This is a genomic window from Delftia sp. Lp-1 (genome assembly GCF_020523835.1).
GTDB classification, from domain to species: domain Bacteria; phylum Pseudomonadota; class Gammaproteobacteria; order Burkholderiales; family Burkholderiaceae_C; genus Comamonas; species Comamonas acidovorans.
Genome location: NZ_JAJALJ010000001.1, coordinates 3,007,442 through 3,022,973, shown reverse-complemented (window position 1 = coordinate 3,022,973; position 15,532 = coordinate 3,007,442). Strand labels below are relative to the sequence as shown.

Genomic DNA, 15,532 nt, shown 5'->3' with positions numbered 1-15,532 from the left:
TCGGTGAAGGAAAGGGTTGTGTGTACGCGGCACGGTGGGGGCCGCGCAGGTTCAGGCGTCGGGCGCGGCGATGCGCAGCAGCGTGTCGCGGTCGCAGACCACCAGGCCGCCCGGCTCGATGCGGATGGCGTTCTCGCGCTCCATGGCCTTGAGTTCCTGGTTCACGCGCTGGCGCGAGGCGCCCAGCAACTGGGCCAGTTCCTCCTGCGCCAGGTGCAGGCCGATGCGGATCTCGCTGCCATCCGACAGGCTGGTCACGCCGTAGCTGCGCACCAGGTGCAGCAGCTGCTTGGCCAGGCGCGCGCGCAGCGGCAGGGTGTTGAGGTCCTCGACCAGGCCGTAGAGCTGGCGGATGCGCCGTGCATGCAGGCGCAGCATGGCTTCCGAGAACTCCACATGCATGGACAGGATTTTCTTGAAGTCGGTCTTGGACACGCACAGCAGCGTGGTCTCGCCGTGCGCATAGGCATCGTGCGTGCGCTTGTCCCCGTCCAGGATGGCCACGTCGCCGAACCAGATGCCCGGCTCCACGTAGTCCAGCGTGATCTGCTTGCCCGTGATCGAGGTCGAGCTCACGCGCACCGCACCCCGGGCGCAGGCGATCCATTCCTCGGGCGGTTCTCCGCGTGCGCAGATGAGCGTGCCATCTTTGAACCGTTTGACGTAAGCGCATCGAAGAATGTCGTGCCGAAGCGATGGAGAAAGTGATGAAAACCAGCGACCGGAATTGATCGCTTCACGTTCTTCGATGGTAAGAATCGGGTCGTCCATGGCCTGTCTTTTGCGTGACTGATGACGGTCACATTGTCGCGTGTGGGACCGCCGCGGCGCAGCATGCCGCCGGCGGGCCTGTCACTTCGGTGTCTGGGCCTGCCGAAAACGGGGCAGGGCGGCGAAAAAAAGGCGACCCGTCGTGCGTCGGGTCGCCGGCTTTGCAGGGCTTATGGCTCCTCGTGCGTGAGGCTCAGCCCCAGTGCGCCACGGCGGCGCAGCCAGGGGCTGGGGCGGTAGCGCGGGTCGCCGTAGACGGTCTGCAGGTTGAACAGGACCTCCAGCATGTTGGTGGGGCCCCAGCGGTCGCCCATGGCCAGCGGGCCCATGGGATAGCCCAGGCCCAGGGTCACGGCCTTTTCCAGGTCGGCCGGGCTGCCGATGCCCTGCTGGCAGATGTCGCTGGCGATGTTGACGATGGAGCCCACCACGCGCTGCGTGACGAAGCCGCCGCTGTCGCGGATCACGCTCACGGCCTTGCCGTCGCTGGCAAAAAGCACATGGGCCGCATCGCGCATGTCGGTGCGTGTGGCCGGCGTGGTGGCCAGCACGCGGCGGCGCGTGTCGGCGTCGGCGATCAGCATGTCGATGCCCATGGTGCGCGTGCAGTCCAGCCGCTCCACGGCAGCCACCGTGGTCACGTCCAGGCCCAGCGGCGCCACCAGGATCAAGGCCTGCTCGGTCGGTGCCTGCGCGGTTTCAATGCGTGCGCCCAGGCTCTTGAGCAACTGGTAGATCTCGTTGCGCCGGGCCGCGCGTGCAGACACCCAGACCGGTGGCAGCGTCTGCACCTGCGGCACGGCAGGCTCGGCAGGCTGCTCGGCGCGGCCTTCGGCATAGCGGTAAAAGCCCTGGCCGGTCTTGCGGCCCAGCAGGCCGGCCGCCACGCGCTGGGCGGCAATGGGGCTGGGGCGGTAGCGCGGCTCCTGGTAGTACTGGTTGTAGATGTATTCCATCACCGTGTGCGTGACATCCAGGCCGGTGAGATCCATCAGCTCGAACGGGCCAAGCCTGAATCCCACCTGTTCGCGCAGGATGCGGTCGATGGTGGCGAAGTCGGCAATGCCTTCCTGCACGATGCGCAGCGCCTCGGTCACATAGCCGCGGCCCAGGTGGTTGACCAGAAAGCCCGGCGTGTCCTGCGCCCGCACCGGCGTATGGCCGAAGCTGCGCGCGAACTGTGCCAGCGTGGCGCAGGTGGCCTCGTCCGTGGCCAGGCCGCGCACGATCTCCACCACCTTCATCAGCGGGGCCGGGTTGAAGAAGTGAAAGCCGGCAAAGCGCTGCGGGTGCTTGAGCGCCGTGGCCAGCGTGGTGATGGACAGGGCCGAGGTATTGCTGGCGATGAGGGTCCCGGGCGCAACGATGGCCTCCAGCTCGCGCAGCAGCGCCTGCTTGGCATCCATGCGCTCGACGATGGCCTCTATCACCAGGTCGCAGTTCTTGAAGGCATCAAGACCGTCCACTACCGTCAGCCGGGCCTTGCAATCTGCGGCCTGCTCACTTGTTATTTTTTGTTTCTTCTCAAGCATGTCCCACAGCGCAAACAGCTGTTGCTGCGCTTGTACGGCAGCGCCGGGACGGGCATCCTGCAGCAGCACCCTGGCGCCTGCCTGGGCGGCCAACTGGGCAATGCCTTGCCCCATGATGCCTTCGCCTATCAATCCGACGTTTCTGATAGGAGAAATGTTGTTTTGGATCATATACATAGAGGAGGTGTCCTACAGGTGTCTATGCAAAAATGCAAGCGTTCAAAGAAAGGCTGATGTGAGAATTTGTAGCACCATTCTCGGCGTCGCCCTGTCCTCCATGGCCTGGAACGCGTCCGCATTGTCGTTGGGCAGTCCTCGGGGCAACGTGGTGCTGGGCGCTGCGTTCGACCTGGTGGTGGGCTTGCAGCCCGATAGCGGAAACGACGCCGGCAGCTCCTGTGTGCGCGCCGAGCTGTTGGCCGGTGACAGGCCCATCGAATCCTCGCGCGTCAGTGTCAGCCCGACCTCGTCGGGCAAGGCCGTGCGGGTGCAGGCCCGCTATACGGTGGACGAGCCCATCGTGACGCTCAAGCTGTGGGCGGGCTGCGAAGGTGGCGGCATCAGCCGCAGCTATACGCTGCTGGCGCAGCTGCCAGATTCGGTGGACGCCTCAGGCAACCAGCCCATCAATGTGCGTGAACTGGCAGCAGCGCAGCCTGCGCTGCCGACCGTGGGCGCCGCTGCAGCAGCCGGTGCTGGCGCTGGCGCTGGTGCAGCCGGTGTTGCTGGCACCGCTTCTGAATCTTCTTCGACACCCTCCCGCGCGGCCGCTGCCCGCAGTGCCCGGTCGGATGCCCGGCCTGCCACGGCGTCCGCTCCCAAGGAGGCGCAGCCCCAGCCCAAACCAAAGCCCAAGCCGAAACCCAAGGCCGCGGCCGAAAAGTCCAAGCCTCCCGTGGGTGTGACCGCCCAGGCCCAGGCTGGGCAGTTGCAGGCGGGCCTGCGCATCGAACCGCGCCTGCGCATGGAGCCGGTGGAGGAATGGCTGGGCACGGGCGGCACGCCGGGCGCCGCTGGAGCAGCCGGAACACCCGGAACACCTGGAACACCCGAAGGCGGCGTCGCATCTGCAGCTCCCATGTTCGATGCGGGCAGCGAGCAGCTGGCCGAGGCCAACAAGCGCGTGCAGGCGCTGGAGGCCGAGATGGCGGCCTTCAAGAAGCGCGACGGCGTGGACCGTGGGCAACTGGCCCAGCTGAGGGCCGAGTTGGACGCAATGCGCCAGGAGTCCGGCGGCTCGTCCTGGCTGTTCAATGCGCTGTTGCTGGCCCTGATTGCCGCCGTGGCCGTGATCGGCTGGATGGCCTGGCGCATGCGCTCGGGTGCTTCGCTTTTCTCACGCGAGCAGAACGCCTGGCGGGAATCGGTGGAGCGTTCGTCGCAGGACCCCGTGCCGTCGACCCCGCCCCATGTGCGCGATGACGAGATCCACACCCTGCCGCATTCCCTGGATCCCCATCGGCCCACGCGGCCCATGGCCCCCAGCCTGCGTGAGCACCGGCCTGCGGCACCGCAGCAGGACGACCGCCGGGGACCGGATACCCTGGCTTCGCCCTATGTGCAGCGCGGCGCCCAGATGCGCCCCGGCGTGACCTATGAGCTGCATGAGGATGTGGACCCTGGCGACTTCGGCCCGGCCACCATTCCCGTGCCTGTGTCCGTGCATGCCGAGCTGGAAACCGAGCCTGCGCCGCAGGCCCCGCCACCTGCGCGCACGTCTGCGCCCGAGGCCATCAAGGCCAGGCGCATGGTGCAGCCCGGCGAACTGTTCGACGTGCAGCAACAGGCGGAATTCTTCATCTCGGTGGGCGAGCACCAGCAGGCCATCGAGCTGCTGCGCTCGCATATCGACACGCATGAGGATTCCTCGCCGCTGGCCTATCTGGAGCTGCTGCACCTGTACTACACGCTGAGCCGCCGCGACGATTTCGACCAGCTGCGCGCCCGCTTTGCCAGGCATTTCAACGCCCGTGTGCCGGCCATGCCGGGCTTCACCGACAAGGGCAGCAGCCTGCTGCAGGGCTATCCCGAGCAACTGGCACGCATCGAGGCCCTGTGGCCCGTGGACGAAGTCGAAACTTGCCTGGCGCACTACCTGTTCAAGCAGGACGGTGCACCCGACCCCGATGCGCCGGCCCCCTTCGACCTGGCGGCCTTCGACGACCTGCTGCTGCTGCTGTCCATTGCGCGCACCTCACCTGCCGGAACACGCGGCGAACCCGGCCCGCGCGAGCGCACCACGCCGCGCATGGTGGCGGGCACGGCCGCAGCCGGCGCAGCCACGGCCGGCGCGGCTGCCTTCACAGCGGCTGCAGAAACCACGCCGGCGCAGGCTCCTGCATCCGCGGCCACGGGCGTGGACTGGATGGCAGAGCTGCAGCCGCCGATAGAACCTGCACAGCCGCAGCCGGCCTCCTTGACGCCGCTGGAGCCGGGCCTGGAGTTCACCCCCATGGACACGCTGCCCCTGTCCACGGGTGCAGTCGGTGGCGGCGACAAGCCTGCGAGCAGCGCACCGGACTCGTTGTCCGCACCGCTGCACTTCGAGCTGCAGCCCCTGAACTTCGATCTGGATCAGGCCGGCCAACTGCCCGCAGGCCAGGTGCGCTCCGTGCCCCTGGGCGAAGCGCCTTCCTTCATCCACGATGAGTCGGCACCGCTGCTGGACATAGACCTCACGGACCTGGGCGAGAACGAGCTGCCGCATGTCGATGTGCCCTCGCGCTTTCCGCCCGTGACGCTGTCGATGCCCGGCTCGGGTGCCGTGGGTTTCAGCAGCCACAATCTCAAGGCGCCGCTGGACATGGACCTGGCGCTGGACAAGTGGGAGCTGGAGCCGCCCGACACCGTGCGTGAGCACCGTGGCCTGGACGAGCCGCTGAGCCGCTCGGTGGACATGCTGCTGTCGCGCGAGACCGACCCGGCCTTTCGTAGCTCACCACAGGCTCCGTCGCCGCAGGCAGACGACAAGGATCCGCCCAAGGGTTGAGGCAGTGCAAAAAAAGGGAGCATCTGCTCCCTTTTTTGTTGGAGTGCCCAGCAAGAACTCAGTCGGCAGCGTGCATGCTTGCGAGCAACTGCTGCGCCGCCGCTTCAGGATCCTCGGCATTGACCAGCGCCCGCACCACGGCCACCGAGCCCACGCCCGTGGCGCGCACGGCTGGGAACTGGTCGGCCGAGATGCCGCCGATGGCCACCAGCGGATAGCGCTGCATCAGGCGCACATAGGCGCCCAGGCGCGCCAGGCCCTGCGGAGCCGTGGCCATTTTCTTGAGCGTGGTGGGGAAGACGGCGCCCAGCGCGATGTAGCTGGGCTGCACCGCATGGGCGCGCACCATTTCGGCATAGCCATGCGTGCTCACGCCCAGGCGCAGGCCCGAGGCGTGGATGGCCTGCAGGTCGGCGCCGGCCAGCGCATCCAGGTCTTCCTGGCCCACATGCACGCCATAGGCGCCGGCATCGATGGCCTCGCGCCAGTGGTCGTTGATGAAGAGCAGGGCGCCCGTGCCTTCCACGGCGGCCACGGCGGCGCGCACTTCGCGGGCGATGGCGTCGCGGTCCTCGGACTTGAAGCGCAATTGCACGGTGGGCACACCGGCGCGGGCCATGCGGCCCACCCATTGCGCATCGGGCAGCACGCCGTACAGGCCCAGGGACCTTGGACAGTCCGGGAAGGCCAGTGCGGGATCGGCCCCCTCCAGGCCGAAGTCGCGCGGATCGTCGGGCCATAGCGTGGCCTCGAAGCGGCCCCTGCGCAGCGTCTGCGCCTGCCAGGCGCAGGCCAGCGTCTCGGCGTCGATGGCGATGAAGCCCAGCGCGCTGCAGGCCTGCAGCGCCGCAAGATAGGCCGGCTCCTGGCGCTGTGCCTGCGGCACGGGCTGCGAGGGCAGGGCGGAGCCTTCAGGGGCGAATGTGGCGCCGTGCAGGCGCACGATGGCATCTGCCCAGGACTGGATGGAGTCGTTGCTCATGGCCGGTCTCCTCAGCCGTGGTGCCAGAACGGCGTGCCCAGCACGGGCGTGCTGGGCTGGGCGGCAGATTGCTCGGCCATGGCGCCGGCGCGGTGGGCGGCGTGGCCGGCATTCACGGCATCGGCAAAGGCGCCGGCCATGGCCACCGGGTCTTCGGACAGGGCCACGGCCGTGTTCAGCAGCACGGCGTCATAGCCCCACTCCATGACCTGGCAGGCATGCGAGGGCCGACCCAGGCCCGCATCCACGATCAGCGGCACCTTCAGGCGTTCGCGCAGCGTCTGCATGGCATAGGGGTTGACGGGGCCGCGGCCCGTGCCGATGGGCGCCGCCCAGGGCATGACGGCCTGGCAGCCCACATCCACCAGGCGCTGGCACAGCACCAGGTCCTCGGTGGTGTAGGGCAGGACCTGGAAGCCATCCTTGATAAGGATGGAGGCGGCCTCGACCAGGTTCAGCGTGTCGGGCTGCAGGGTGTAGTCGTCGCCGATCAGCTCCAGCTTGATCCAGGGGGTCTCGAAGACTTCGCGCGCCATCTGGGCCGTGGTCACGGCTTCCTGCACGGTCATGCAGCCGGCGGTGTTGGGCAGCACGGGCACGTTGAGCTTTCTGAGCAGTTCCCAGAAGCTGGCGCCGGTCTCGGCGGCATTGCTGCCCTGGCGGCGCAGCGAGGCCGTGACCATGGCCGGGCGGGCGCGCTGCACGGCAGCTTCGAGCACGGCGGGCGAGGGGTAGCGGGAGGTGCCCAGCAGCAGGCGGCTGTCAAAGCGCTGGCCGTACAGGACCAGGCTGTCGTCGGAGGAAGGGGCGGAAGTCGTCATGGCGTGAGGCAATGGGAGAGTCGGATGGGGCATCAGCCGCCGGTCACCGGCGAGATCACTTCGAGGCGGTCGCCATCGTTCAGCGCCTGCTCGGCATAGCGGGCCTTGGGTACGAAGACGGTGTTGATGGCCACGGCAAAGGGCGGGCGCGGCGCAAGCTGGGCCAGCGCGTCGGCCACGGTGGCTCCGTCGCTCAGTTCGGTCGCTTGCTGGTTGATGGTGATGTTCATGGCGGCTGGGGGGAAACGAAAGGCGGGTATGGGGGCTTGTTCGATCTTAGGCAGGGCCGGGCCTGGCGACCCTGCATGCATGTCCGGTCTGTTGTGCGTGAAAGTGCCGTGCGTGCCGTTCAGGCGGCTGCCTTGTGCTGCGATGGCGCATGCTCGACGGCGACATCGAAGCGGCGGGCCAGTTCGGAATCACCGCTGTCGAGCAGCTCCAGCACCACGTCCAGCATGGCCGGCGCGATCATGAAGCCATGGCGGTACAGGCCGTTGACCTCCATCACGCGCGGCGCGCTCCAGCGCACGGCCGGCAGATTGTCGGGCAGGGTGGGGCGGCACTGGGTGGCGATCTCGACGATGCGGCCCTCGGCAAAACCCGGATGCACGGTGTAGGCGGCACTCAGCAGCTCCAGCGTGGAGCGCACGCTGGCCGGCGACATGTCGTCGGACTCGATCTCGGTGGCGCCGATGACGAAGAGGTGGTCCTCCTTGGGCGCAATGTAGATCGGGTAGCGCGGATGGATCAGGCGCGTGGGCCGCTGCAGCGTGACCTCGGGCGCGTGGATGCGCACCACCTCGCCGCGCACGCCGCGCAGCGCGGGCCACTGGCCGCGTGCGCCCAGGCCCCTGCAGTCCAGCACCCAGTCGGGCTGGCCCGGCGTGCCGGGTTGGAAGTCGGCCAGCTCGCGCGGCTGGTTCCAGTGCTGCTCCACGCCCAGGCGGGTCAGCGTGGCGTGAAGTGAGGCCAGCAGCTGGCGGTTGTCCAATTGGCCCTCGCCCTGCAGGTACATGGCCTGGGCAAAGCGCCGCTCAAGCGCGGGCTCGCAGTCGTGCAGGGCCTGGTCGGCCAGCGGCTGCAGCGCGGGAAGGCTGGGGTTGATGCGGCGGTTTTTCTCCAGCAGGCCGAAGAAGCGCTGGGCATCGCCCGCGTCCTGGCGGTGCCAGAGGATAAGGGTGCCGTTTTGCTGGAAGAACACGGGCACATCGAGCTGGGCCAGCAGTTCGGGCCAGCGCGTCAGGCCGTGCTGGCCCATGCGCACCACGCCGGGCTCGGTGATGGCCGATTCGGCCAGGGGTGCGAGCATGGCGGCCGCCACGCGGGCTGCGGCGCCATCGCCTTCGGGGCCGTGGGCGTCGTATACGGCAATGCCGTGGCCGCGACGGGCCAGCGCCAATGCCAGCAGCCGGCCCATGAGGCCGCCGCCCAGAATGGCGATGCGGGAAGAAGCTTGTAGAACGGACATGTGCATCTGGTGGTCAAGTGCGCCCATGCCCGTGGGACTGCCGGCCGGCTGTCCGCGCACAGGGCATGTGCTGGACAAAACGCGGCGTACCACCCCGATTGATTGAAACTCCCCACGCCAGCATGACCTGGATCGGGTGCAGGGGCGCTGCGCGGCAAGGTGCCTGTGGTGCAGGCTTGTGCGGCAGGGGGCTGGTCGCCCCGGGGCCCCAGGGTGTTTCTCAGTCACGCATCGGTGAGGCGGGTCAGGCCCTGTTTCACCGACGGGACACCCCTGTTTCGTCCGTCAGCAGGCATTACAGCACATCCCGCAGCTGCCGGTATTGACCATGCGCATGGGTGATAATTTTCGCCCATGACTGCCGACCACTCCCCTTCGACCGCCGCATCCCCCGAACCGGCTCCCGCCGCGCGCAAGCGCTATGCCCGCGTGCTCATCATCGCGGGCTCCGACAGCGGCGGCGGCGCCGGCATACAGGCCGACCTCAAGACCTGCAGCGCCCTGGGCTGCTACGGCATGACGGCCATCACGGCCATCACCGTGCAGAACACGCTGGGCGTCAGCGGCATCCACGGCATTCCCGTGGACATACTGCGCGGGCAGATCGACGCCGTGGTCGAGGACATCGGCGCCGACGCCGTCAAGATCGGCATGCTGGCCACGCCCGAGGTGGTACAGGTGGTGGCCGATGCCATCCGCCGCCACCAGCTGCGCAACGTGGTGCTGGACCCCGTGATGGTGGCCACCAGCGGCGACCGGCTGATCGCCCCGGAAACCGCCTCCGTGCTGGTGCGCGAGCTGTTCCCCCTGGCCACCGTTGTCACGCCTAATCTGGACGAGGCCGCACTGCTGCTGGGCCACTCCATTGATGGCATAGACGCACTGGACGGCGCAGTGCAGGAACTCCTGGCGCTGGGCGCGCCGGCCGCCTTGCTCAAGGGCGGGCACTTGTCGGGCGATCTGGTGGTGGACCTGCTGGGCCATGGCAACGGCCAGCGGCTGCGCCTGCAGTCGCAGCGCATTGCCACGCACAACGGCCATGGCACGGGCTGCACGCTGTCTTCGGCGATTGCCTCGCACCTGGCGCTGGGCCTGCCGCTGGAGGCGGCCGTGGCCCAGGCGCGCGAGTACATCCTGGGCGCGATTGCGGCCGGCGCCGATGTGTTCACGGGCGCTGGCCATGGCCCGCTGAACCACGGCTATGCGCCGCGCGCGCAGGTCGTGGTCAACGGCTGAACGTCCAGCCAGACGTCCAGGTAATCAGCCCAGGTCACCAGCCCCAGGTCAGGCTGCGCGCCACCCAGCCCTTTTGGCCGTTGTCGCGCTGGACCTGGGCCCAGGAGCCCTGTTTCCTGAGCGTGCGCACCACTTCCATTTCAGCCAGCTTGCCCACCACGCGATGGTTCTGGCCCGGGCCGGCGCGCAGGTTGGCGGTGCGCCCGGTCACCACCATGTGCGGGGTCTTGCCGGTCAGCGGCGCATGCACCCAGCCCAGCGTGCTCTCGTTGTCCCTGACGCGCAGCCACTGGCCCTTGCGCTGCACCACCTGCAGCGGATAGCCCTTGCCCAGTTCCCACAGCGTGGCCGAGCGCGTGGTGGGCTGCTGCCGCACATTGACGCTGGCGCCCTTGACGCTGACGAACTCGCGCGCATGGGCGACGGCAGGGGCCAGGGTGGTGGTGAGGACGGCGAGGGCGGTGGCGGCTGCGGCCAGCCAGCGGGCGGCACGGCGTTGATTGCAAGGCACGGGAACGGGTCTCCTTTCGTTCGAGGTCGGCTGGCGCGCGGAGACTTTCCAGCGCGGGCCGAGCCCAGGGAAAGCGCGTGGGATCAGGCGATGCCGCTATAGTTCCTGAATGAAACTGACGGGCGGCACCCCGGGTTCGCGTGCAATCGCCCGGGCTTGCCGTACGCTTGCCGCACCACAGTGTTTTCCAGGAGGGCTTGTATGCACCATGCTGTTTCCCGATCCGGCGCGCAGGGCCGGCACGCGGCGATTCTGACGGCCTGCCTTGCGGCGGGACTGGCGGATGTCCAGGCGCAGGATGCCCAGGCCGTTGCCGCAGCCGCCGAGGGCCGCGACGCGGCCAAGGCGCAGGAGGGTGTGGTGAACCGCCCCGAATTCGGCCCCGCGCTGCTGGCGGCCGCCCAGGCCGGCGAAGCGCTGCAGGTGCGCGACTGGCTCAAGCGCGGCGCGCCGGTGGATGTGCGTGATCCGCAGGGCAACACGCCGCTGCTGCTGGCCGTGCGCGGCAACCATGTCGAGGTCGCGCGCTCCTTGCTGGTCCACGGGGCCAATCCCAATCTCAAGAACGACCTGCAGGACAGCGCCTATCTGCTGGCCGGTGCCCTGGGCCGGCTGGAAATCCTGCGCATGACACTGTCGTATGGAGCCGACCTGCAAAGCGTCAACCGCTACGGCGGCACGGCGCTGATCCCCGCCTGCGAGCGCGGCCACGTCGATACCGTGCAGGCCTTGCTGGCTGCCGGTGTGCGGGCCGACCATGTGAACCGGCTGGGCTGGACCTGCCTGCTCGAAGCCGTTTTGCTGGGCGATGGTGGCCCGCGCTACCAGGACATCGTGCGCCAGCTGATCACGGCGAAGGCGGACCTCAGCCTGCCCGACAAGGACGGCGTCACGGCCCTGGCCCACGCCCGCCAGCGCAGCCAGCATGAGGTGGAGCGGCTGCTGCAGGAGGCGGGAGCGCGCTGATCGACGCAAGCGAAAACGACCGAAATCGAGGTCTGAACACCAGAATCAGACGGATCTGATTGCTTGGGAAAGGTTTTGTTGCAAATGATTTCCATTTTCAACAAAGGCCCTTGCCATGCGCACTTCAGATTGCCGTTCCCGACCTTTCGTCTCCGGCCCCCAGTCATGCCTTTATTCGGTCTTCGCTGCGGCGCTGGTCACACCCGCATACGCGCAGGAGGTGCCCCCTGAGGATCGCCAGGTCCAGCTGGCGCCGGTCACCGTTTCTGGACCGCGCACCACCGGCTCGCGCACCGAGGCATCCGACTCGGTCAAGTACGCCAAGCCGCTGCTGGACGTGCCCCAGACCATTACGGTGGTACCGGGGCAGGTGCTCCAGGAGCAGAACGCCCTGAGCCTGCAGCAGGCGCTGTCCAATGTGTCGGGCATCACCTTCAATGCGGGCGAGGGCGGTGCGGGCTCGGGCGACAGCATCAACATCCGCGGCTTCAGCGCCAACGCCAACCTGCAGATCGACGGGCTGCGCGACAGTGGGCAGAACAACCGCAGCGACCTCTTCAACACGGAGTCTGTCGAAGTCATCAAGGGCCCGAACTCGGTCTTTGGCGGTGCGGGCACCTCGGGCGGCAGCATCAACATGATCAGCAAGCAGCCCAAGGCCCATGACTTCACCGAGGCCGACGCAGGCCTGGGCACGGCCAGCTACCGGCGCCTCACGCTCGACACCAACCGGGTGCTGGCTGGCGGCAAGGCCGCCATGCGCCTGAACCTCATGGGCCATGACAGCGACGTGGCCGGGCGCGACACCATCTTCAAGCGGCGCTGGGGTGTGGCGCCCTCGCTGGCTCTGGGATTGAATTCGCCCACGCGCGTGACTCTCAGCTTCTTCCACCAGAACGATGACAATCTTCCCGACTTCGGCGTGCCGGCCTTTCGCGGCAAGATGCTCGATGGCGTCTCGCGCAATGCCTATTTCGGCTGGCGCAACCTTGACCGGGAAAAGATCAGCCAGGATGCCCTGACCGCGAAGATCGAGCATGACTTCGCCTCCGGCGCCAAGCTGCAGAACCTCTCGCGCTACTCGCGGCTGAGCCGCGATACCGTGATCTCTGCCTCGCATGTCGATCTCCGGGGCATGCAGCCTGGCTACTACCGGCCCGCAGGGCCCCAGGCCTATGGCCGCGATGCGGCCACCACCCTGTGGATCAACCAGACCAACCTGACCCAGCGCTTCGACACAGGCGTGCTGGGGCATACGCTGATCACGGGCTTCGAGATCGCGCGCGAGACCTATGACCGCACCACCTCTTCCTACAACATCAACCGGCAGTTCCCGGCCGGCGGCTATCCGCTGGCCCGTCCGCCCGGATACTGGACGGGAACGACGGACTTGCAAAACAGCGGAAGAAACGAAACCAGCCTGGACACCCGCGCGCTGTATGCCACCGACTCCATTGCGCTGGGTCCGCGCTGGGATCTGAACCTGGGCCTGCGCTATGACTGGATCGACGGGCGCTCCAACGCCACAACGGCCGCTGGCGTGCGCACCTCGGTGGACAGCTCCGACGGCCGGCTCAGCGGCCGCACGGCCCTGAGCTTCAAGCCCGCCGACAACGGCCGCATCTACCTGGCCTACGGCACGGCCTTCAACCCTTCCGCCGAATTCCTGGTCTCCAATGGTTCCGGCCTGGATGCGGCCACGGCCTCGCTGGCACCCGAGAAGAACACCAGCCTGGAACTGGGAACCAAGTGGGATGTGCTGGACCGCCAGCTGGCGCTGACCGGCGCCCTGTTCCAGGTGGACAAGACCAATGCCCGAGAGCAGATGGCCGATGGCAGCTATCTGCTGGCCGGAGAGCAGCGCGTGCGCGGGCTGGAGCTCGGTGCCGCAGGCAAGGTGACGCCGCAATGGGATGTCTTCGCCAACTACACCTTCATGGCCAGCAAGACCCTCAAGTCATTGAACGAGCCTGCGCGTGTGGGTCAGGCGCTGGGCAATACGCCGCGCCATTCGCTGAACCTGTGGACCACCTATGCATTGCCCCAAGGCTGGACGGTGGGCTATGGGGTGCGCTTCGTGGGCACGCGCAATGTCACCTCGGCAGGCGATGGGAAACTCTCTGCCTATTGGGTGCACAGCGCCATGGTCGGCTATGAACTCAACCGGCAATGGAAGCTCAGGCTCAATCTCGAAAACATCGGCAACAAGGCCTATGTGGCCGGCGTGCGCCAGCGCCTGGGCGAGCAGTCGCGTTCCTCGGCCGTTGAATACGGCGAAGGCCGCACGGCCCGGTTGACGGCGCTCTATCAGTTCTGAAGTGCCGGATTGCCTGGGGCCCGACGCTCAGCGCGTCGGCCGCAGGTAACAATGCGTGCAAGCTGCCCCCAGAGGGCAGCTTTTGTTTTTGATAGGGGCGTCGGACAAAAAAAGAGCCCGCACAAGGCGGGCTGGTGATGGTCAGGCCGGCGGCAAAAACCGCCGACTCGTACGCATCTTACTGGATCTTGGCCTTTTCGCGCAGCGATTCCTGGAATTGCGCCAGCTTTTGCTGTTGCAGCTGCTGCACGATCTGGGGCTTGACTTCCTCGAACTTGGGCAGTTCAGCCTGACGTGCGTCGTCCAGGCGGATGATGTGGTAGCCGAACTGGGTCTTGACCGGCTCCTGGGTCATGCCACCCTTTTCGAGCTTGATCAGGGCTTCGGAGAACTCGGGCACGTAGTTGCCGGGGTTGGCCCAGTCGAGGTCACCGCCACGGGCGCCGGATCCGGGGTCCTTGGACTCCTTCTTGGCGATGTCTTCAAACTTCTTGCCGGCCTTGATCTCGGCAATGATGGCCTTGGCGCGGTCTTCCGACTCGACCAGGATGTGGCTGGCCTTGTATTCCTTGCCGCTGTTGGCAGCGACGGCCTTGTCGTACTCGGCCTTGGCTTCGGCGTCGGTCACGGGGTTCTTCTTCTGGAAGTCCTCGAACAGCGCGCGGATCAGGATGGTCTGGCGGGCCAGTTCCATCTGCTGCTTGTAGGCTTCGCTGTTGGCCAGGCTGCGCTTGTTGGCTTCCTGCATGAAGATCTCGCGGGCGATGACTTCTTCCTTGATCTGCCCTTCCAGCTCGGGCGTCACGGGGCGGCCGCTTTGCTCGATCTGTTGCTTGAGCGCTTCGGCGCGTGCCTTGGGCACAGCCTTGCCGTTGACGACGGCGATGTTCTGGGCCGAGGCGGACAGGGCCGCGGTGCTCAGCACGGCGGCAGTCACCAGGCTGGTCAGAAGCTGTTTTTTCATGCGAATTCCAGATATGAAGGAAAAATTGATTCTATAGCGCGGATACGCAACAGGCTCCGAATCGTCGGAGCCTGTAAAAGTTCAAAGAACCTCGATGGCGATGGCGTGTGCGCCCTGGTCAATGAATTCTTGCAGCGCATCATACACAAGGCGATGGCGTGCCACGCGTGGCTTGCCTTGAAACAAAGGTGACGCAATGCGCACGCGGAAATGCGTGCCGAAGCCGGTGCCGTTGGCGCCCACATGGCCGGCGTGCTGGTGGCTCTCGTCGATCACTTCCAGGTGATCGGGGGCGAGGCGCTCGCGCAGCACGGCCTGCATGGCTTCGGCGGTGATGGGCAGCGGATGGGCGGGCGCGCTCATGGATGCTTGTCCTGCTGCACGCCAGACGGGGGCAGGGCGTCGGGCGTGGCGGCTGCTGCCTCGCCCTTGTCTTCCTGCATGAAGCGGCTCATGTAGATGGCCTGGCCGATCACGAAGACCAGCATCAGCCCCATGCCGCCGAACAGCTTGAAGTTGACCCAGGTGTCGGTGTCGAAGCGGTAGGCGATGACCAGGTTGAGCGCGCCCATGACCGCGAAGAACGCCGCCCAGCTCCAGTTCAGCGTGCGCCATGCGTTGTCGGGCAGTTGCAGCTGCGCGCCCATGACCGAGCGCAGCAGGTTCTTGCGGAACACCAGCTGGCCTATCAACAGGGCGCTGCCCATGAGCCAGTACAGCACGGTGGGCTTCCACTTGATGAAGGTGTCGTTGTGGGCCAGCAAGGTGGCGCCGCCGAACAGCACGATCACGCCCAGGCTCACCCATTGCATGGGCTCGACCTTGCCGTGGCGCACGCGCAGATAGGCGATCTGGGCAATGGTGGCGACGATGGCCACGGCCGTTGCCGTGTAGATGCCCCAGACCTTGAAGGCGACGAAGAACAGGATGATGGGGAAAAAGTCGATCAGTAACTTCATTGGAAGGTTTCGATGG

The 15,532-nt window shown here is 67.0% G+C and carries 14 protein-coding genes; 4 read left to right on the top strand and 10 right to left on the bottom strand.

Annotated features, from left to right (window positions below; genetic code table 11):
* Nucleotides 1-51: 51 nt before the first annotated feature.
* Together LGR64_RS13575 and LGR64_RS13570 are read right to left on the bottom strand one after the other, a co-directional pair.
* Nucleotides 52-771, bottom strand: a complete 720-nt coding sequence (locus LGR64_RS13575; RefSeq protein WP_012205125.1) for a Crp/Fnr family transcriptional regulator — start codon at nucleotides 769-771, stop codon at nucleotides 52-54.
* Nucleotides 772-941: 170 nt separating this feature from the next.
* Complete coding sequence (locus LGR64_RS13570) at nucleotides 942-2,480, bottom strand: 3-hydroxyacyl-CoA dehydrogenase (RefSeq protein ID WP_141835836.1); 1,539 nt, start codon at nucleotides 2,478-2,480, stop codon at nucleotides 942-944.
* 127 nt (nucleotides 2,481-2,607) lie between these two features.
* Here LGR64_RS13570 and LGR64_RS13565 point away from each other — a divergent pair, with 127 nt between their 5' ends.
* Nucleotides 2,608-5,292 (top strand): hypothetical protein, encoded by a 2,685-nt coding sequence (locus tag LGR64_RS13565; RefSeq protein ID WP_230355735.1) that lies wholly within the window; start codon nucleotides 2,608-2,610, stop codon nucleotides 5,290-5,292.
* Between the two features lie 58 nt (nucleotides 5,293-5,350).
* Here LGR64_RS13565 and thiE read toward each other — a convergent pair whose 3' ends face one another.
* The 4 genes from thiE to LGR64_RS13545 all read right to left on the bottom strand — a co-directional run bounded on the left by thiE (nucleotide 5,351) and on the right by LGR64_RS13545 (nucleotide 8,563).
* A complete protein-coding gene (gene thiE, locus LGR64_RS13560; RefSeq protein ID WP_047219566.1) occupies nucleotides 5,351-6,274 on the bottom strand; it encodes a thiamine phosphate synthase in 924 nt (307 codons plus the stop codon).
* 11 nt (nucleotides 6,275-6,285) lie between these two features.
* Nucleotides 6,286-7,095: a thiazole synthase gene (locus LGR64_RS13555; RefSeq protein ID WP_013802786.1), complete on the bottom strand. Its 810-nt coding sequence runs from the start codon at nucleotides 7,093-7,095 to the stop codon at nucleotides 6,286-6,288.
* A gap of 32 nt (nucleotides 7,096-7,127) precedes the next feature.
* A complete protein-coding gene (gene thiS / locus LGR64_RS13550; protein WP_012205130.1) occupies nucleotides 7,128-7,325 on the bottom strand; it encodes a sulfur carrier protein ThiS in 198 nt (65 codons plus the stop codon).
* Between the two features lie 119 nt (nucleotides 7,326-7,444).
* Nucleotides 7,445-8,563 carry an FAD-dependent oxidoreductase gene (locus LGR64_RS13545; protein WP_141835841.1) on the bottom strand — a complete coding sequence of 373 codons (1,119 nt, stop codon included), beginning with the start codon at nucleotides 8,561-8,563 and terminating at the stop codon, nucleotides 7,445-7,447.
* A gap of 354 nt (nucleotides 8,564-8,917) precedes the next feature.
* Here LGR64_RS13545 and thiD point away from each other — a divergent pair, with 354 nt between their 5' ends.
* On the top strand, nucleotides 8,918-9,799 hold the full coding sequence (gene thiD, locus LGR64_RS13540; protein ID WP_034392653.1) for a bifunctional hydroxymethylpyrimidine kinase/phosphomethylpyrimidine kinase: 882 nt from the start codon (nucleotides 8,918-8,920) through the stop codon (nucleotides 9,797-9,799).
* A gap of 34 nt (nucleotides 9,800-9,833) precedes the next feature.
* On the opposite strand, the gene LGR64_RS13535 is transcribed toward thiD, so the two are convergent.
* Nucleotides 9,834-10,310, bottom strand: coding sequence for an SH3 domain-containing protein (locus LGR64_RS13535; RefSeq protein WP_034392657.1), 477 nt, complete (start codon nucleotides 10,308-10,310; stop codon nucleotides 9,834-9,836).
* 201 nt (nucleotides 10,311-10,511) lie between these two features.
* Here LGR64_RS13535 and LGR64_RS13530 point away from each other — a divergent pair, with 201 nt between their 5' ends.
* Nucleotides 10,512-11,276, top strand: coding sequence for an ankyrin repeat domain-containing protein (locus LGR64_RS13530; RefSeq protein WP_141835844.1), 765 nt, complete (start codon nucleotides 10,512-10,514; stop codon nucleotides 11,274-11,276).
* Nucleotides 11,277-11,391: 115 nt separating this feature from the next.
* The gene (locus LGR64_RS13525) at nucleotides 11,392-13,593 is read left to right on the top strand and encodes a TonB-dependent receptor (RefSeq protein WP_141835847.1); all 2,202 of its coding nucleotides are present in this window, start codon (nucleotides 11,392-11,394) and stop codon (nucleotides 13,591-13,593) included.
* A 178-nt stretch (nucleotides 13,594-13,771) separates the two neighbouring features.
* On the opposite strand, the gene LGR64_RS13520 is transcribed toward LGR64_RS13525, so the two are convergent.
* The 3 genes from LGR64_RS13520 to LGR64_RS13510 form a co-directional block, all read right to left on the bottom strand.
* Nucleotides 13,772-14,557 carry a foldase protein PrsA gene (locus LGR64_RS13520; RefSeq protein WP_012205136.1) on the bottom strand — a complete coding sequence of 262 codons (786 nt, stop codon included), beginning with the start codon at nucleotides 14,555-14,557 and terminating at the stop codon, nucleotides 13,772-13,774.
* Nucleotides 14,558-14,638: 81 nt separating this feature from the next.
* Entirely contained in the window at nucleotides 14,639-14,920 is a 282-nt protein-coding gene (locus tag LGR64_RS13515) for a BolA family protein (RefSeq protein WP_013802780.1), read from the bottom strand.
* The gene (locus tag LGR64_RS13510; protein ID WP_141835850.1) at nucleotides 14,917-15,516 is read right to left on the bottom strand and encodes a septation protein A; all 600 of its coding nucleotides are present in this window, start codon (nucleotides 15,514-15,516) and stop codon (nucleotides 14,917-14,919) included. Before LGR64_RS13510 ends, LGR64_RS13515 begins: the two co-directional genes overlap by 4 nt.
* Nucleotides 15,517-15,532 lie beyond the last annotated feature (16 nt).